The sequence below is a fragment of the Shinella yambaruensis genome (assembly GCF_022899355.1).
Lineage (GTDB): Bacteria > Pseudomonadota > Alphaproteobacteria > Rhizobiales > Rhizobiaceae > Shinella > Shinella yambaruensis.
In genome coordinates this window covers 275,898-291,797 of the sequence record NZ_JALJCK010000005.1, presented here as the reverse complement: position 1 = coordinate 291,797, position 15,900 = coordinate 275,898, and the positions used below count along the sequence as shown (strand labels likewise).

Annotated in this window: 13 protein-coding genes; 10 read left to right on the top strand and 3 right to left on the bottom strand. The window is 68.5% G+C overall.

What is annotated here, in order from left to right; genetic code table 11:
- The first annotated feature begins 51 nt into the window (after positions 1 to 51).
- The 3 genes from MUU56_RS14030 to MUU56_RS14020 are packed head-to-tail and all read left to right on the top strand — an operon-like array spanning position 52 to position 3,417.
- On the top strand, positions 52 to 1,941 hold the full coding sequence (locus MUU56_RS14030; RefSeq protein ID WP_244767900.1) for a pseudouridine synthase: 1,890 nt from the start codon (positions 52 to 54) through the stop codon (positions 1,939 to 1,941).
- A gap of 6 nt (positions 1,942 to 1,947) precedes the next feature.
- Positions 1,948 to 2,508 (top strand): 16S rRNA (guanine(966)-N(2))-methyltransferase RsmD, encoded by a 561-nt coding sequence (gene rsmD / locus MUU56_RS14025; protein ID WP_244767899.1) that lies wholly within the window; start codon positions 1,948 to 1,950, stop codon positions 2,506 to 2,508.
- A 42-nt stretch (positions 2,509 to 2,550) separates the two neighbouring features.
- Positions 2,551 to 3,417 carry a patatin-like phospholipase family protein gene (locus MUU56_RS14020; RefSeq protein ID WP_244767898.1) on the top strand — a complete coding sequence of 289 codons (867 nt, stop codon included), beginning with the start codon at positions 2,551 to 2,553 and terminating at the stop codon, positions 3,415 to 3,417.
- A gap of 205 nt (positions 3,418 to 3,622) precedes the next feature.
- Here MUU56_RS14020 and MUU56_RS14015 read toward each other — a convergent pair whose 3' ends face one another.
- Positions 3,623 to 5,407 carry a monovalent cation:proton antiporter-2 (CPA2) family protein gene (locus tag MUU56_RS14015; RefSeq protein WP_244767897.1) on the bottom strand — a complete coding sequence of 595 codons (1,785 nt, stop codon included), beginning with the start codon at positions 5,405 to 5,407 and terminating at the stop codon, positions 3,623 to 3,625.
- A 110-nt stretch (positions 5,408 to 5,517) separates the two neighbouring features.
- Between MUU56_RS14015 and MUU56_RS14010 the strand changes: the two genes are divergently transcribed.
- The 6 genes from MUU56_RS14010 (at position 5,518) to lpxK (ending at position 11,515) form a co-directional block, all read left to right on the top strand.
- Positions 5,518 to 6,864 (top strand): TldD/PmbA family protein, encoded by a 1,347-nt coding sequence (locus MUU56_RS14010; RefSeq protein ID WP_244767896.1) that lies wholly within the window; start codon positions 5,518 to 5,520, stop codon positions 6,862 to 6,864.
- A gap of 4 nt (positions 6,865 to 6,868) precedes the next feature.
- A complete protein-coding gene (locus tag MUU56_RS14005) occupies positions 6,869 to 7,675 on the top strand; it encodes a 3'(2'),5'-bisphosphate nucleotidase CysQ (protein ID WP_244767895.1) in 807 nt (268 codons plus the stop codon).
- A 61-nt stretch (positions 7,676 to 7,736) separates the two neighbouring features.
- Complete coding sequence (locus MUU56_RS14000; RefSeq protein ID WP_244767894.1) at positions 7,737 to 7,973, top strand: DUF4170 domain-containing protein; 237 nt, start codon at positions 7,737 to 7,739, stop codon at positions 7,971 to 7,973.
- Positions 7,974 to 8,081: 108 nt separating this feature from the next.
- Positions 8,082 to 9,395 (top strand): lipid IV(A) 3-deoxy-D-manno-octulosonic acid transferase, encoded by a 1,314-nt coding sequence (gene waaA / locus MUU56_RS13995; RefSeq protein WP_244767893.1) that lies wholly within the window; start codon positions 8,082 to 8,084, stop codon positions 9,393 to 9,395.
- A 13-nt stretch (positions 9,396 to 9,408) separates the two neighbouring features.
- Positions 9,409 to 10,143, top strand: coding sequence for an HAD family hydrolase (locus MUU56_RS13990; RefSeq protein ID WP_064329209.1), 735 nt, complete (start codon positions 9,409 to 9,411; stop codon positions 10,141 to 10,143).
- A 331-nt stretch (positions 10,144 to 10,474) separates the two neighbouring features.
- A complete protein-coding gene (gene lpxK / locus MUU56_RS13985) occupies positions 10,475 to 11,515 on the top strand; it encodes a tetraacyldisaccharide 4'-kinase (RefSeq protein ID WP_244767892.1) in 1,041 nt (346 codons plus the stop codon).
- A 73-nt stretch (positions 11,516 to 11,588) separates the two neighbouring features.
- Here lpxK and MUU56_RS13980 read toward each other — a convergent pair whose 3' ends face one another.
- Positions 11,589 to 11,822 carry a DUF2093 domain-containing protein gene (locus MUU56_RS13980; protein WP_244768114.1) on the bottom strand — a complete coding sequence of 78 codons (234 nt, stop codon included), beginning with the start codon at positions 11,820 to 11,822 and terminating at the stop codon, positions 11,589 to 11,591.
- A 206-nt stretch (positions 11,823 to 12,028) separates the two neighbouring features.
- The gene (gene mutL / locus MUU56_RS13975) at positions 12,029 to 13,837 is read right to left on the bottom strand and encodes a DNA mismatch repair endonuclease MutL (protein ID WP_244767891.1); all 1,809 of its coding nucleotides are present in this window, start codon (positions 13,835 to 13,837) and stop codon (positions 12,029 to 12,031) included.
- A 307-nt stretch (positions 13,838 to 14,144) separates the two neighbouring features.
- Here mutL and MUU56_RS13970 point away from each other — a divergent pair, with 307 nt between their 5' ends.
- Positions 14,145 to 15,842: a response regulator gene (locus MUU56_RS13970; protein WP_244767890.1), complete on the top strand. Its 1,698-nt coding sequence runs from the start codon at positions 14,145 to 14,147 to the stop codon at positions 15,840 to 15,842.
- Positions 15,843 to 15,900 lie beyond the last annotated feature (58 nt).

Below are 15,900 nucleotides of genomic sequence, written 5' to 3'. Positions count from 1 at the left end.
TAACCCCGGACGCCTGACCTGATAGGACACGGCAAAACGCAGGCAACACATATGACATCCAAAGACAAGCCAAAACGGCCGGGCGCCAAGCCCGCGGGCCGTGATCACAAGCCGCGCGGCGCATCGGCCGCAGCGGGCAAGAAGCCCTTTTCCGCCGGCAAGCCGTCGGGCGCCAAGAAGCCGTTCGCGGGCAAGTCCGCGCCGAGCGGCGGCAAGCCCGCCCGTGCCGCCAAGCCGGCACCGGCCGCACCCGCCAGCGCTGAGCTGGCGCCGGAGCGCATCTCCAAGCTCTTGGCGCGCGCAGGCGTCGCCTCGCGCCGCGATGTCGAGCGCATGATCATGGAGGGCCGGGTCAGCGTGAACGGCACGGTGCTGGACACGCCCGTGCTCAACGCCACGCTTGCCGATCATATCGAAGTGGACGGCGTGCCGATCCGCGGCATCGAGCGCACACGCCTCTGGCTCTACCACAAGCCGGCCGGCCTGGTGACGACCAATGCCGACCCCGAGGGCCGCCCGACCGTTTTCGAGAACCTGCCTGAGGACCTTCCGCGCGTCATGTCCGTCGGCCGCCTCGACATCAACACCGAAGGCCTCCTGCTCTTGACCAATGACGGCGGCCTCGCGCGCATGCTGGAGCTGCCGACCACCGGCTGGCTGCGGCGCTACCGCGTGCGCGCCCACGGCAAGATCGAGCAGGCCGATCTCGACAAGCTGAAGGAGGGCATCGCCGTCGACGGCGTGCTCTACGGCGCGATCGATGCGACGCTGGACAAGACGCAGGGCACCAATGTCTGGCTGACGCTGGGGCTTCGCGAAGGCAAGAACCGCGAGGTCAAGAACGTGCTCGGCGCGCTCGGCCTCGACGTGAACCGCCTGATCCGCATCTCCTACGGCCCGTTCCAGCTCGGCGAACTGCCGGAAGGCCATGCCCAGGAGATCCGCGGCCGCACGCTGCGCGACCAGCTTGGCCCGCGCCTCATCGAGGAATCCAAGGCGAATTTCGACGCGCCGCTGTTCGACCATGCGTCGGTCGACGTGGACGAGAAGCCGGCGCCGAAGAGCCGTAGCGAGGCTCCGGCCTGGGGCGAAAAGCCGGCCGGCCGGCGCGAGAAGCCGGAGGACCGCCGCGAGAAGGCGCGCGCCCGCCTCGACACCCGGCGCGACGACCGCTTTGCCGACAAGCCGCAGGGCGGCGGCCGTGGCCGCGACGAGGACCGTTTCGACGGCAAGCCGAAGCGCGAACCGGCCGTGCGCGCCCGCAAGTCGAATGTCTGGATGGCCCCCGGCGCCCGTCCCGTTGCCGAGAAGAAGGCGGAAGCCGCCGAGGGCGTGAAGCGCGAGCCGCGCGAGCGCCCCGAAGGCGCGCCGAAGACCAAGCGCTACGGCCGCACCGCCGATGGCGCGCTGACGCGCTCGGCCAAGAAGTTCGACCCGGACCGCAAGGGCCCGGCCCGCGGCCGTCCCGGCGACGACCGGGCGGAAAAGCCGCGCATCCTGAAGACGCGCGACGAGGACGGCGAATGGATCCGCGCCAGCGCGCCTGAAACCGGCGATCGTGGTGATGAGGGCCGCGGCGGTTTCGGCCGCAAGCGCTCCGGCGCCGGCGACGACCGCTCTTCCCGTGATTTCGGTGACCGCCCGCCGCGCGGCGATCGCCGGCCGCGCGCAGAGGGCGAGCGCTCCTTCGGGGACCGCCCGGCCCGTGGCGACCGCAAGCCGCGCGCGGAAGGGGAGCGTTCCTTCGGGGATCGCAAACCCCGCGCAGAGGGCGAACGGTCCTTCGGGGATCGCCCGCCGCGCCGCGATGGCGGCAAGCCGTTCGGCGGAAAACCCGGCGGCAAGTCCTTCGGCGGCAAGCCGGGTGGGCGGCCTTCGGGCGGCAAGCCCGGTAGTGGCCGTCCGGCAGGCGGCAGCCGCCCGCGCGGCAAGGGGAAGTAAGCGGCCGTGCGCATCGTCGGCGGTGAATTCCGCGGCCGGTCGCTGGCGACGCCGAAGTCGGACGATATCCGCCCGACGACCGACCGCACGCGCGAAAGCCTGTTCAACATCCTCTCGCACGCCTATCCCGAGGCGCTCGACGGCACGCGCGTGCTCGATCTCTTCGCCGGCACCGGCGCCGTCGGCCTCGAGGCGCTGTCACGCGGCGCGCGCGCGGTGCTCTTCGTCGAACAGGGCGTCGAGGGCAGGGGGCTCCTGCATTCCAACATCGAGGCGCTCGGCGTGATCGGCCGCGCGAAGATCTTCCGGCGCGATGCCACCTCGCTCGGCGGCGTCGGCACGATGGAGCCGTTCTACCTGCTCTTTGCCGATCCGCCCTATGCCAAGGGCCTCGGCGAGCGGGCGCTCGACGCGGCCGCCCGCGGCGGCTGGCTCGTCGGCGGCGCCCTTGCGATCCTCGAGGAGCGTGCCGATATTCAGCCTGCCGTCGTCGATGGCTACGAGCTGCTGGAGGTCCGCACCTTCGGCGACACGCGCATGCATTTCTACCGCTATCGCCCCGGCTGATCCTTTCGCCGGCGCTGCCGAAACGAACCGGAGACCTGAGCCATGACCGAAGCCCTCGTTTCCGCAAACCGGCCGCAAGCCGACAGCCCGACTGTCGCCATCGCGCTTGGCGGCGGCGGCGCGCGCGGGCTTGCCCATATCCATGTCATCGAGGTGCTGGACGAACTCGGCATCCGCCCGGTGCTGATCTCCGGCGCGTCGATCGGCGCCGTCATGGGCGCGGCAAGGGCGGCCGGCATGACGGGCCGGGAGATCCGCGAGCACACGCTGGCCGCCATCGGCCATCCGGGCCGCATCATGAATCGCCTCTGGAGCCTCCGGCCCACCCGCTTTTCCGAGGTCGTCGCGCGCGGCTTCCGCGTCGGCCAGTTCGACCTGGAGCGCATCCTCAAGGCCTTCCTGCCGGAAAGGCTGCCGGAGACCTTCGAGGGGCTTTCCATTCCCCTGAAGATCGTCACCGCGGATTATTACGCGCAGTGCGAATGCGTCTGCGACAGCGGCCTGCTCTTGCCGGCGATCGCCGCCTCCGCCGCGCTGCCCGCCGTCTTCCGCCCGGTGGTGATAGACGGCCGGGTGATGATCGACGGCGGCCTGTGGAACCCGGTGCCCTTCGATCATCTCCTCGGCAAGGCGGACATCACCATCGGCGTCGACGTCATCGGCCACCCGCCCGCCGGCACGGCCGGCATGCCCAACAGCATCGACAGCCTCTACGGCGCCACCCAGCTCACCATGCGCTCCATCGTCACGCTGAAGCTGGAAAAGGGCGCGCCGGACATTTTCCTCCGCCCCGATGTCGGCCGCTTCCGCGTGCTCGATTTCGTCAGGGCCGAGGAGGTGCTGGCCGCCTCCGCGGGCATCCGCGACGAGTTGAAACGGGCGCTCGACGAGAAGCTGTCGGCGTTTTGAGGCGACGGTCATAGTCCGCAGCCGGGATACCCCCCTCTGCCCTGCCGGGCATCTCCCCCTCAAGGGGGGAGATTGGATGGGGCGGTGTCTCGCCCATCTCCAGCGTTGCTGATCGAGCAGGTCTTTTGCGTCTTGCCGATCTCTCCCCTCAAAGGGGGAGATGCCCGGCAGGGCAGAGGGGGGCTTTCCGGGTGAAGGGCTGCCCTCAGGCGCTCTCCTCCTCGTCCAGCGCCAGCTTCCTCGGCTTGACCAGCGGCTCCGGCTTCACCGGCTTGCTGTGCAGCATGTGCCGGCCGGCGGCAAGGCCCTCGACGGCCTGCAGCTCCAGCCGGTCGAGGTCGCGGCGGCGGATGTCGTCGCCGATCGCCTGGGCGTCGTCCGGCTCCACGCCGAGCTCCTCCAGCGTTTCCCGGCCGAAGACGAGGGCGGATTCGAAGGTCTCGCGCACGTCGTGCTGCACGCCCCGCCCGCGCAGCGACAGCGTGTGCACCCGGTCGTAGGAGCGCACGAAGAGCGTGGCATTGGGATATTCCGACTGCACGAGGTCGACGATACGGTCCGTCGTCGCCTTGCCCTGGGTGCAGATGGCGACGACCTTGGCCCGTTCGATGCCGGCGGCGCGCAGCACGTCCTTGCGCGTGCCGTCGCCGAAATAGATGCGAAAACCGAAACTCGCCGCCTGACGCACGCGGTCGGTCGAATGGTCGATGACGGTGACCTCGCGCCCGCCGGCAAGAAGGATCTGCGCGGCGATCTGGCCGAAGCGGGAAAAGCCGATCATCAGCACGTCCGCGCCCGCGCCCTCGAAATCCTCCTCCATCTCCTCCTCGATGTCAGCGACGATGAGGAAGCGCGAGAGCGCCGCGGCGATCGGCGTCAGCGCCATGGAGATGGTGACGATGGCGATGAGCAGCGAGGCGAGGCCGCCGGAAAAGATGCCGGCGGCCGAGGCCGCGGTGAACAGCACGAAGCCGAACTCGCCGCCCTGCGGCAGCACGAGCGCGATGCGCACCGCGTCATTGTGCGGGGAGCCGGTGAGGCGGCAGAGGCCGTAGATGACGAGGCTCTTCACCAGCATCACGGCGGGCGTGGCGATGAGGATCGTCAGCCAGCTGGAGAAGACGACATCGAGATGCAGCGACAGGCCGACGGCCATGAAGAACAGGCCGAGCAGGATGCCGCGGAACGGCTCGACATCCGCCTGCAGTTCATGGCGATAGGAGGAATCGGCGAGCAGCACGCCGGCGAGGAACGCGCCCATGGCCATGGAGAGCCCGGCCATCTGAAGGAGCATGGCGGCGGCCAGCACGACGAAGAGCGCGGCGGCGATCATCGCCTCGCGCGCGCCGGTGCGGGCGATCACCTGGAACAGCGGGTTGAGAAGGTAGCGGCCGGCGGCAAACAGCGCCGCGATGGCGCCGATGGCGATGAGGAAGTCCTCGAAGGCCGTCGTCGTGTCCTGCGGCGCCTGCTCGGCGAGCAGCGGGATCAGCGCCAGCAGGGGCACGATGGCGAGGTCCTGCAGGAGCAGCATGGAAAAGGCCCGCTGGCCGTAGCGCGTGTTGGTGTCGCCCCGTTCGTCGAGGATCTGCATGGCGAAGGCCGTGGAGGAGAGCGCAAGGCCGAAGCCGATGATCAGCGCCCCGTCCCACCGTTCGAGGCCGAAGGCGAGCGTCAGGCCGGCCAGCGCAAGGCCGGTCACGACGACCTGCGCCATGCCGAGCCCGAAGATGTCGCGCCGCATCGCCCACAGGCGCGAGGGCTTCAGCTCCAGCCCGATCAGGAAGAGCAGGAAGACGACGCCGAGTTCGGCGACGCCCAGCAGTTCCTCGCCGTCGCGGATCTGGTGCAGGATCGGGCCGATCACCACGCCGGCGGCGAGATAGCCCAGAATGGTGCCGAGACCCAGCCGCTTGAAGATCGGCGCGGCCAGCAGCGCGCCGCCGAGCATCATGAGGACCTCGTTATACGGGCTGTGGGTATAGGCCATGCGGAGGGCTTTCTTCTGAAGGGGCGCCGGCAACGCGGCAAAAAAGGAGCGGCCTCCCTTGATGCCCGTGCGACTGCACAATAAATGGGGCAGCAAAGAAAGGCCAAGTCATGTCAGAGACGATCGATTCCGCAAGCCTTCTCGCGCGTGCCGGTGAACTCATCGACCGCGCCGTTCAAGCAGGGGCGGATGCGGCCGATGCCGTCGTCGTCCGGGGCCGCTCCTCCTCCGTCAGCGTGCGGCTCGGCAAGGTCGAGGGCACCGAAGCCTCCGAGAGCGACGACTTCTCGCTGCGCGTCTTCGTCGGCAGGCGCGTCGCCAGCGTCTCGGCCAATCCGGGCTTCGACCTGAAGGTGCTCGCCGAGCGCGCCGTCGCCATGGCCAAGGCCTCGCCGGAAGACCCCTATGCCACGCTCGCCGACAAGGCCGATCTCGCCAGGGACTGGCCGGACCTCGAGCTCTTCGACCCGACCGAGGTCTCGGCCGAGCAGCTGGCCGAGGCGGCGCTTGCCGCGGAAGCCGCCGCGCTTGCCGTCCCCGGCATCACCAATTCCGGCGGCAGCGGGGCCTCGGCCGGCATGGGCGGCCTGGTGCTCGCCACCTCGCACGGCTTTTCCGGCGCCTATAGCGCCAGCCGCTTCGGCCGCTCCGTCAGCGTCATCGCGGGCGAGGGCACGAAGATGGAGCGCGACTACGACTTCGATTCGTGCCTCTATTTCGCCGATCTGCGCGATGCCGGGGACATCGGCCGCCAGGCGGCCGCCCGCGCCGTGCGCCGGCTCAACCCGCGCCAGGTGCCGACGGCGAAGAACGTCACCGTCGTCTACGATCCGCGCGTTGCGCGCGGCATCGCCGGCCATATCGCGGGCGCGATCAACGGTGCCGCCGTCGCCCGCAAGACGAGCTTCCTGCGCGACCGCATGGGCCAGCAGGTGCTGAAGGCGGGCCTGTCCGTCACCGACGATCCGCTGGTCGTGCGCGGTTCGTCCTCGCGCCCCTTCGACGGCGAGGGTGTGCGCGGCCAGCGCCTCACGATGATCGAGGACGGCGTGCTCAAGCACTGGTTCCTCTCCACTTCGACAGCCAACGAGCTCGGCCTGAAAACCAACGGGCGTGGCGTGCGCGGCGGCACGGCGGTCAACCCGGCCTCGACGAACCTTGCGCTCGAGCCCGGCGACATTTCGCCGGAGGACCTGATCCGCTCCGTCGGCACCGGCTTCTATGTCACCGAGCTGATCGGCCAGGGCGTCAACATGGTGACGGGCGAATATTCCCGCGGCGCCTCCGGTTACTGGATCGAGAACGGCGAGCTGACCTTCCCCGTCTCGGAGGTGACGATCGCCTCCAACCTCGTCGACATGTTCCTGCGCATCACGCCGGCAAGCGACATCGACCGCTCGTTCGGCGTCGCCGCGCCGACACTTGCCATCGAAGGCATGACGCTTGCCGGGACGTGAGACCATGCCAAGCCCCGCCACCGCCTGGACCGCCGACCTCGATCTTCTCACCGGCGCCGCGCGGCTTGCGGGGGCCCGGGCGCTCGACTTCTTCCGCAAGGGACCGGAGGTCTGGTGGAAGAACGGCGGCCGTTCGCCGGTGAGCGCGGCCGATTTCGCGGCCAACGACATCCTCAAGAAGGAGCTGCTCTCCGCCCGGCCGAACTACGGCTGGCTCTCGGAGGAGACCGACGACGATGCCGGCCGGCTCGACTGCGAGACGGTCTTCGTCATCGACCCGATCGACGGCACGCGCGCCTTCATCGCCGGCAAGGACGTCTGGTGCGTCAGCGCCGCCGTCGTGCACAGGGGCCGCCCTGTCGCCGGCGTCCTCTTCGCGCCTGCGCTCGACGAACTCTTCACCGCGGCGGCGGGCGGCGCGGCGCTGAAGAACGGCCAGCCCATCCGTGCGACCGATCCCGACGCCGCCCGCCCGACGCGCATCGCCGCGCCGGAGGACATGGCGCACGGCATCGACCGCTACATGATCGGCGGCGTCCAGCGCATCTCCCATGTGCCCTCGCTCGCCTATCGCCTGGCCATGGTGGCGGACGGGCGCATCGACGCGACATTGGTGAAACGCAATTCGCACGACTGGGACCTGGCGGCCGCCGATCTCATCCTCGCGCAGGCCGGCGGAGCGCTTGTCATGCTCGACGGCGAGGCGCTGTCCTACAACCGGCCGACCGTCAGCCACGAGACGCTGGCCGCGGCCGGATTTTCCCGGCTTTCCGGGCTTGTCGAGGCCTCCCGGCACCTTGCCGGCCATTGACCTTTGGTGCGGAATACCGCAAACCCATTGCCGAAATCGGCATCATAAAAAGAGAGAAGACATGACCGAAAGCAAAGAACCGAAACAGCTCCTGCATCTGGTCTTCGGCGGCGAACTGACGACGCTGACGGACATGCAGTTCCGCGATCTCAACGATCTCGATATCGTCGGAATCTTCCCCGACTATGCCTCCGCGCTCGTCGCCTGGAAGTCGAAGGCACAGCAGACCGTGGACAATGCGCACATGCGCTATTTCATCGTGCACATGCACCGGCTTCTGGATCCGCAGCAGAACTGAGGCGCGTTTCCCGACACCGTTCCGCGCGGCTTGAGGCCGCGCCGAACCAGAGACCGGACCTTCCATGATCCCGAACAAGACGAAAGCCGCAACCAAGGGCACCTGCGCATGAGCCGGCGCCTCGCCCGTTTCGCGCTTTCGCTTTACCGCTGGGGCGGCGTCGCGCTCTATCCGATCGTCAGCCCCTATCTCACGTTCCGGGCCGCCAAGGGCAAGGAAGACCGCTCCCGCCGCCGCGAGCGCTACGGCTATGCCAGCGTCGCGCGCCCGCCGGGGCCGCTGGTCTGGTTCCATGCGGCCAGCGTCGGCGAGACCAACGCGGTGATCCCGCTCATCAAGGAAGTGCGCCGCCGCGGCATCGCCGTGCTCTTGACGACGGGCACGATCACCTCCGCCAAGGTCGTGCGCGGCCGCCTGGGCACGGATGTCATCCACCAGTATGTGCCGCTCGACCTGAAGCCGGCGATCAGCCGGTTCCTGGAATACTGGCATCCCGACCTTGCCATCATGGCGGAGTCGGAGATCTGGCCGATGACCATCCTCGAGCTCGGCAAGCGCCACATCCCGCAGGTCCTGGTCAACGGACGCATCTCGGATCGCTCCTTCCCGCGCTGGAAGCGGCGCCATGCCATCGCCGACGCCATCTTCGAGAATTTCGCCCTCGTCATCGCCCAGTCGGAGCTCGATGCCGACCGGTTCCGCACGCTCGGCGCCCTGCCGGTGCTGGTCTCCGGCAACCTCAAGGTCGACACGGACGCGCCGCCGGCCGATTCCGCCGTGCTGCGCAGCTATCTCGACCAGATCCAGGGCCGGCGCACCTGGGCGGCGATCTCCACCTTCGAGGGCGAGGAGGCGGCCGCCGGCGATGTGCACCGGGTGCTGAAGGAGCGTACGGGCCTGCTCACCATCATCGTGCCGCGCCATCCCGAGCGCAGCGACGCCATTGCCGACATGCTGGAGGCACGGAGCCTGAAGGTCGCCCGCCGTACGCGCGGCGACGCCTTGACGCCGCAGACCGACATTTTCCTCGGCGATACGATCGGCGAGATGGGCCTCTACCTCCGCATGACGGAGATCGCCTTCGTCGGCCGCTCGCTGTTCGCCGAAGGCGGGCAGAACCCGCTGGAGCCGGCCATGCTCGGCTGCGCGATCCTGTCCGGCGGCAATGTGCAGAATTTCCGCGAGGCCTACCAGCAGCTCGCCCGCAACGGCAGCGCCAAGATGGTGCGCGACACGGAGATGCTGGCCAAGGGCGTGCACTATCTCCTGATGAACGACGAGATGCGCAAGCAGATGATCGAGGCGGGGCAGGAGACCGTGCAGGAGATGCGCGGGGCGCTGCGCGCCACCATCAAGGGGCTGGAGCCCTATATCAACCCGCTCACCGTGAAGGCGCGCCTGCATCCGCGCCAGACGTCCTGACGAAAGGCGTGTCATGTCCAAGGCTGAGACCATTTCCGGCATCCTCTTCGACAAGGACGGGACCCTGCTCGACTATGCCAAGAGCTGGGTGCCGGTGAACTACGAGCTCGCGCGCATCGCCGCCGCCGGCGACGAGGCGCTGGCCCGCACGCTGCTTCTGGCCGGCGGCATGGACCCCGACACCGGCTATGTCACGCCCGACAGCCTGCTTGCCGCCGGCAACACGGTGGAGATCGCCGAGGGCATGGTCGCGGCCGGCGCGCCCTTCACGGTGGAGGCGCTGGCGACCCATTTCGACGGCCTCTTCGCCAATTCGGCCCAGCTCGCCGTCGCCGTCACGGACCTCGCGCAGTTCTTCGCCACCATGCATGCCCGCGGCTATTGGCTCGGCGTCGCCTCCAGCGACAACGAGGCCTCGATCCGCGCGACGGCGAAGCGCTTCGGTTTCGAGGGTTATCTGCACTATGTCGCCGGTTACGACAGCGGCTTCGGCACCAAGCCGCAGCCGGGCATGGTGCTCGGCTTCTGCGCCGCGACGGGCCTTGCGCCGCACCAGGTCGCCGTCGTCGGCGACAACAACCACGACATGCATATGGGCCGCAATGCCGGCGCGGGCCTCAACGTCGCGGTGCTGACGGGCACCGGCTCGCGGGAATCGCTGTCGGACGCCTCCGATTATTGCCTTGCCGATATCACCGAGCTCGTCCCGCTCCTGCCCGAGGCGGCCATCGCGCGTCCGGTGGCGTGAGCGGGTTGGGCTACCCCCCTCTGGCCTGCCGGCCATCTCCCCCTCAAGGGGGGAGATTGGATGGAGCAGCGCTCTGCGCGTCTTTAATGTCGCGAATGGAGCGAGGTTCACGCCGCTTGTCGATCTCCCCCCTTGAGGGGGAGATGGCCGGCAGGCCAGAGGGGGGTATGCGCCCATGTCATGACCTCTCGATTGTTCACAGGCGATCACTCCCCCTTTGCGGCGATAGGCTGTTATCGCGAACCGCACGCTCACAATCCCCCCGGTTGATTTTCCGCAACTTCTCGCGTTTGCTGCGACGAACCGGGTCGGCACGCCCGCGGGGGATGGAATGGTAAGTGAAGCGCCGCCTTTCTGGTGGACGAAGCCTGACTGGCGGGCCTATGCGCTCTGGCCGGTCTCGCGCCTTTACGGCCTGATCGCCGGCCGGCGCATGCGCAAGGGCCGCCGTGCCGAGGTGGCGGTGCCCGTCATCTGCGTCGGCAACTTCACCGTCGGCGGGGCCGGCAAGACGCCGACGGCGATCGCGCTCGCCCGCGCCGCCAAGGCGCGGGGCCTCAAGCCCGGCTTCCTGTCGCGCGGCTATGGCGGCTCGCTCGACGTGACCACCGTCGTCGATCCGCACCACCACCGCGCCCGCGCCGTCGGCGATGAACCGCTGCTGCTCGCCCGCGAGGCGCTGACCGTGATTTCGCGCCGGCGCGTCAAGGGCGCCCGCAGGCTGGTGGAGGAGGGCGCCGACCTCATCATCATGGATGACGGCTTCCAGAGCGCGCAGCTCACCTTCGACTATGCGCTGCTGGTCATCGACAGCCGCCGCGGCATCGGCAACGGCCATCTCGTGCCGGGCGGGCCGGTGCGCGCGCCGCTTGCCGAGCAGATGCGCCAGGCGAACGCGCTTCTGGCGATCGGCAACGGCAATGCCGCCGACGCGCTGATCCGCCAGGCGGCGCGCGCCGGCAAGGCGATCCACTCCGCCACGCTCGTCACCGTCGGCGCGGAAGACCTCGCCGACAAGGTCGTCATGGCCTGGTCGGGCATTGCCGACAACGAGAAGTTCTTCCGCACCGTCACCGAAACGGGCGCGCATCTCTACGTGACGCGCGGCTTCCCCGATCATCATCACCTCTCCGAGGACGAGGTCGCGGAGATCCTCGACCATGCCGAAGGGCTGAACTACCAGCTCGTCACCACGGCGAAGGACAGCGTGCGCCTTGCCGGCGAGCATGGCCGCGCCGAGGAGCTGAAGGAGAAGAGCCGGGTGATCGAGGTGGAAATCCGCTTCGACGATCCGAGAGGGCCGGATGCGATCATCGATGCGGCGATTGCCAGTGCAAGACGGCGCAAGCTGCAGCGGCCGGTCGGGAAATAGGGGGTAGGCATTAGGCAATAGGAATTGACGCCGCCGCACTCTCAGGCAGTCTCTACTGCCTCCTGCCTCCTGCCTACTGCCTCTTCTGCACCGGCAGCGCCCCGGCGCGCTTTTCGGCCTCGAGCGAGGCTTCGGCGCTGGCATAGGGCTCCTGCCGGGCGACGCTCCAGTAGCGCAGCTCGTCGACGGGCACCGTCTCGCCGGTCATCGCGCAGATGACGTGCGAGCCGGGCATCAGGATCTGGAAATCGCCGTCGAGATAGCGGATCTTCGCTTCGCGGCTGCCGCGTCCTTCAAAACGGTTCATCATCGATCTCAATATCCGTCTCATCCAGGGTCACGCGCCGGCTGCGCGGTCGATACCGTGCCATATCCCGGCAAGGCCGAAATTTCCAGCCTTTTCGCTGTCGCACCGGCCAAGGGGGCTCGCTTTGAAAGAATGGTTCACGCTCTGGATTCTTGTTTTCCCGCATTGTCCGACGCCGAAGCGACTTCGCTTCGGCTGGAAATGCTCTAGCTCCGGCCGAACAGTCGCTCGATGTCGGAAAGCTTGAGCTCGATATAGGTCGGCCGGCCGTGGTTGCACTGGCCGGAGCCGGGCGTCGCCTCCATCTGGCGCAGGAGCGCGTTCATCTCCTCCGGCCGCATGCGCCGGCCCGAGCGAACCGAGCCGTGGCAGGCCATGGTCGCGGCGAGGTATTCCAGCTTGTTCTTCAGGCCGCTCGCCGTGTCCCATTCGGCCAGTTCGTCGGCAAGCTGGCGCACGAGCCCGGCCGCGTCCATCTCGCCGAGCATGGCCGGCGTCTCGCGGATGGCTACGGCGCCCGGCCCGAAGCGCTCGATGCCGAGGCCGAGGCGGGCGAATTCCTCGGCATGGGAGACCAGCCGGTCGCAATCGTCCTCGGGAAGGTCGACGATCTCGGGGATGAGCAGGGCCTGCGCCGGCACCGGCCGGGCATGGAGGGCGTTGCGCATCGCTTCGAAGACCAGCCGCTCATGCGCCGCATGCTGGTCGACGATGACGAGCCCGTCCTCGGTCTGCGCGACGATGTAGTTCTCGTGCAGCTGCGCGCGTGCCGCGCCGAGCGGGTGGCGCTGCGGCGGCTCCTCGTCCCGCGGCGCGGTGGAGGGAGGGGCGAAGGCCGGCTCGCCGCGCGCCGAGGGCGCGGCGAAATCGGCAAAGCCGGCCTGTCTTTCGCTGAAATGCGGCGCCGCGGCGCCGGCCGTCTCGAAGGGGCGGTAGGGCGAGGCGGCCGGGCTCCAGGGCGTCTGCGGGCGCTGCGCCTCCGGCCGGAAGGCGCGCATCAGGCCGGCCGCACCGGTCGTTGCCGCCCGGTCGCCCTCCCGGGCGAGCGCCTCGCGGATCGCGCCGATGATGAGGCCGCGCACCAGGCCCGGATCGCGGAAGCGCACGTCGGATTTCGCCGGATGCACGTTGACGTCGACGAGCGCCGGGTCGATCTCGATCGCCAGCACCGCCACGGGATAACGCCCGTGCGGGATCGTCTCGGCATAGGCCGCGCGCAGCGCCGACCAGATCAGCTTGTCCTGCACCGGCCGGCCGTTGACGAAGGCGAACTGGTTGAGGCTGTTGCCGCGGTTGAAGGTCGGCACGCCGGCAAAGCCGGTGAGCCGGACGCCCTCGCGCGCCGCATCGATCTCGATGGCATTGTCGCGGAAATCGCGGCCGAGCACCTGGGCGATGCGGGCGAGCCTGTCGCTGCCCGTCGCGGGAAATTCCAGCGTCGTGCGGTCGGAGCCCGACAGCACGAAGCGCACATGCGGGAAGGCGATCGCCATGCGCCGCACCACGTCGGCAATGGCCGAGGCCTCCGCCTTCTCGCTCTTCAGGAACTTGAGGCGGGCGGGCGTGGCGAAAAACAGGTCGCGCACCTCGACCACCGTGCCGCGATTGGCCGCGGCGGGCCGCACCGGCTCCACCCTGCCGCCGGTCACGCTGATCTCCGCGCCCTCGCCGGCCTCCGCCGTGCGGCTGAGCAGCGAGAGCTTCGCCACCGAGCCGATGGAGGGCAGCGCCTCGCCGCGGAAGCCGAGCGTGCGGATGTCGAGCAAATTCTTGTCGAGTTTCGAGGTGCAGTGGCGGCGGATCGCCAGTTCCAGGTCGGCGGGCGCCATGCCGCTGCCGTTGTCGGTGACGCGCAGCAAGGTCTTGCCGCCGCCGGCCGTCGCGATCTCGATGCGCGTCGCGCCCGCGTCCAGCGCGTTCTCGATCAGCTCCTTGGCGGCGCTTGCCGGCCGTTCGATCACCTCGCCTGCGGCAATCTGGTTGATGAGGGTTTCGGAAAGCTGTCTGATCGTCATGCCGCCATTTTCGCGGATTCGGCGGGGGCTTGGAAGGGGCAAGTTGGCTTATCCCGCCTTGCGGCGCCCGGCGGCCGCAAATCGTTTAATCAGGCTTTAATAAAATGCTGCCAACGTGCGCGGACGCTTGTATGAACACAAGCCGGCCGGTTTTCCGGTGGACGATTTCAGCGTCGCTGGCCGCTGTCATTCCCGTATGTCCCAAGGTGCAAGACGCGCCGATCAGCATGTGTCCGGGAATGCCAGACAGGCGAGGTCTGCCACTATGAATGATGTAGCGTCGTCAGACGCGAACATCCGGTTGGGAATGTTTGAGGCCGCGTGCGATATCCTCGCCGCCGCCGTGATTGTCTACGACAAGAACGACTGCCTCGTCTTCGCCAGCCGCCAGGTCCTGCGCTACTTTCCCATTCCCGCCGATACGCTGAATCCCGGCACGCGGCTGCGCGACGTGCTCGGCGCCATCTTCGACAGCGGCGTGCGCTACGGCATTCCGCCCGAGCAGCGCCACAAGGCGGTCAACCGCGAGGAGTGGATTTCCACCCGCATCTCGGCCCATTGGCGCGAGCAGTACGATGCCGTCGAGCGGCTCGGCCGCGACCGCTGGATCCATTTCCGCAAGCGCCGCCTGCCGAGCGGCTACAATGTCACCACCCTGGTCGACGTTTCCGAGCAGAAGAAGCAGGAGGAGCAGTGGCGCTCGGACCTCGAGCGCATCGCGCTGACCGAGGAGATCCTCGAGACCCTGCCGTTCCCGGTCGTCATCAAGGACCGCAACCTCACCTATATCGCGGCCAACAGCGCCTTCTGCGCGATCTACAATGCCAATCCCGACGGCATTCTCGGCCGCTCGGTCTGGGACCTTGCCGATGCGGAGAATGCCGAGCGCATCGAGCGCTCCGACCGCGCGGTGCTGGAGACGGGCGAACCCTACAGCATGCCGGAGCACGTCATCCGTGCGGATGGGGCCGATCTCTACGTCATCACCCGGAAATACCGCATCGGCGCGCCCGGCCACCATGCCATCGTCACGGTGATGGAGGACGTGACCACGCTCGTCGCCGGCAACAGGGCGGTTTCGGACGGCGGCGACGTGGTGCTCAGCGTGCCGGGCGGTTTCGTCGAGGGGCAGAACTGCTTCGATCCGGTGCGCGACGCCGAACGCCGGCTGCTGCTGGGCCAGCTGAACGGCGAGGAGCTGCGGGCGCTTTCCGGCAAGCGTGCCCTGGTCGCCACGCCCAATCCGCGCATCGAGGAGATCCTGGTCGGCGAGTTCCGGGCGCGCGGGGCGGATTGCTGCGCGGTGCGCAGCGTCTGCGAGCACGATGCCTTCCTCGCGCTTGCCGCACGCGAAGGGCTCTCGATCGACCTCGTGGTGATCGACGACAACCTGCCGGACCACGAGCACATCCTTTCCAATGCGCACGGCATCGCGACGCGGGTGATCGCGCCCGACGGCATCGGCCCGGATTTCATGCGCGTGCTCGTCGAGGAGCACGAGCTGCTCTCGCAGAACGACTCGCCGCTCGGCGACATCATCACGCCGGTATCGCTGTCGGACGACTGGTACATCGCGACGGACATTTCCGCCATGCTGCCGGGCGCCGTCGGCGATATCGAGGTGCTCGTGGCCGAGGACAACCGGATCAACCAGTTCGTCTTCTCGCAGATCCTCGAGGGCATGGGCATCTCGCACCGCATCGCCGAAAACGGCGAGGAGGCGGTGATGCTCTGGCGCAAGCACCAGCCGCGCCTCGTGCTGATGGACATTTCCATGCCCGTGATGAACGGCATCGATGCGGCGATGGAGATCCGCGAGGCCGAGGAGCTGACGGGCACCCACACACCCATCGTCGCCGTCACCGCCCAGGCGCTCAATGTCGACATGCAGAACTGCATGGACGCCGGCATGGACGACTACATCACCAAGCCGGTCAGCCCGGACATGATCGAGGCGATCTACCGGCGCTATGCCGGCCGTCAGCCGGAGAAATCTGTCGCATAGGTTGAATGGGACCGGTCAACTCCCCAGATTTGGGGAGGCAGGTGGGCAGGAGTGACGA

Excerpts from the sequence above, each read along its gene's own strand:
- MUU56_RS14030 (WP_244767900.1), top strand. The coding sequence starts at position 52 with ATGACATCCAAAGACAAGCCAAAACGGCCGGGCGCCAAGCCCGCGGGC.
- MUU56_RS14020 (WP_244767898.1), top strand. The coding sequence starts at position 2,551 with ATGACCGAAGCCCTCGTTTCCGCAAACCGGCCGCAAGCCGACAGCCCG.
- MUU56_RS14015 (WP_244767897.1), bottom strand. The coding sequence starts at position 5,407 with ATGGCCTATACCCACAGCCCGTATAACGAGGTCCTCATGATGCTCGGC.
- MUU56_RS14010 (WP_244767896.1), top strand. The coding sequence starts at position 5,518 with ATGTCAGAGACGATCGATTCCGCAAGCCTTCTCGCGCGTGCCGGTGAA.
- MUU56_RS14005 (WP_244767895.1), top strand. The coding sequence starts at position 6,869 with ATGCCAAGCCCCGCCACCGCCTGGACCGCCGACCTCGATCTTCTCACC.
- MUU56_RS14000 (WP_244767894.1), top strand. The coding sequence starts at position 7,737 with ATGACCGAAAGCAAAGAACCGAAACAGCTCCTGCATCTGGTCTTCGGC.
- waaA (WP_244767893.1), top strand. The coding sequence starts at position 8,082 with ATGAGCCGGCGCCTCGCCCGTTTCGCGCTTTCGCTTTACCGCTGGGGC.
- MUU56_RS13990 (WP_064329209.1), top strand. The coding sequence starts at position 9,409 with ATGTCCAAGGCTGAGACCATTTCCGGCATCCTCTTCGACAAGGACGGG.
- lpxK (WP_244767892.1), top strand. The coding sequence starts at position 10,475 with ATGGTAAGTGAAGCGCCGCCTTTCTGGTGGACGAAGCCTGACTGGCGG.
- MUU56_RS13980 (WP_244768114.1), bottom strand. The coding sequence starts at position 11,822 with ATGAACCGTTTTGAAGGACGCGGCAGCCGCGAAGCGAAGATCCGCTAT.
- mutL (WP_244767891.1), bottom strand. The coding sequence starts at position 13,837 with ATGACGATCAGACAGCTTTCCGAAACCCTCATCAACCAGATTGCCGCA.
- MUU56_RS13970 (WP_244767890.1), top strand. The coding sequence starts at position 14,145 with ATGTTTGAGGCCGCGTGCGATATCCTCGCCGCCGCCGTGATTGTCTAC.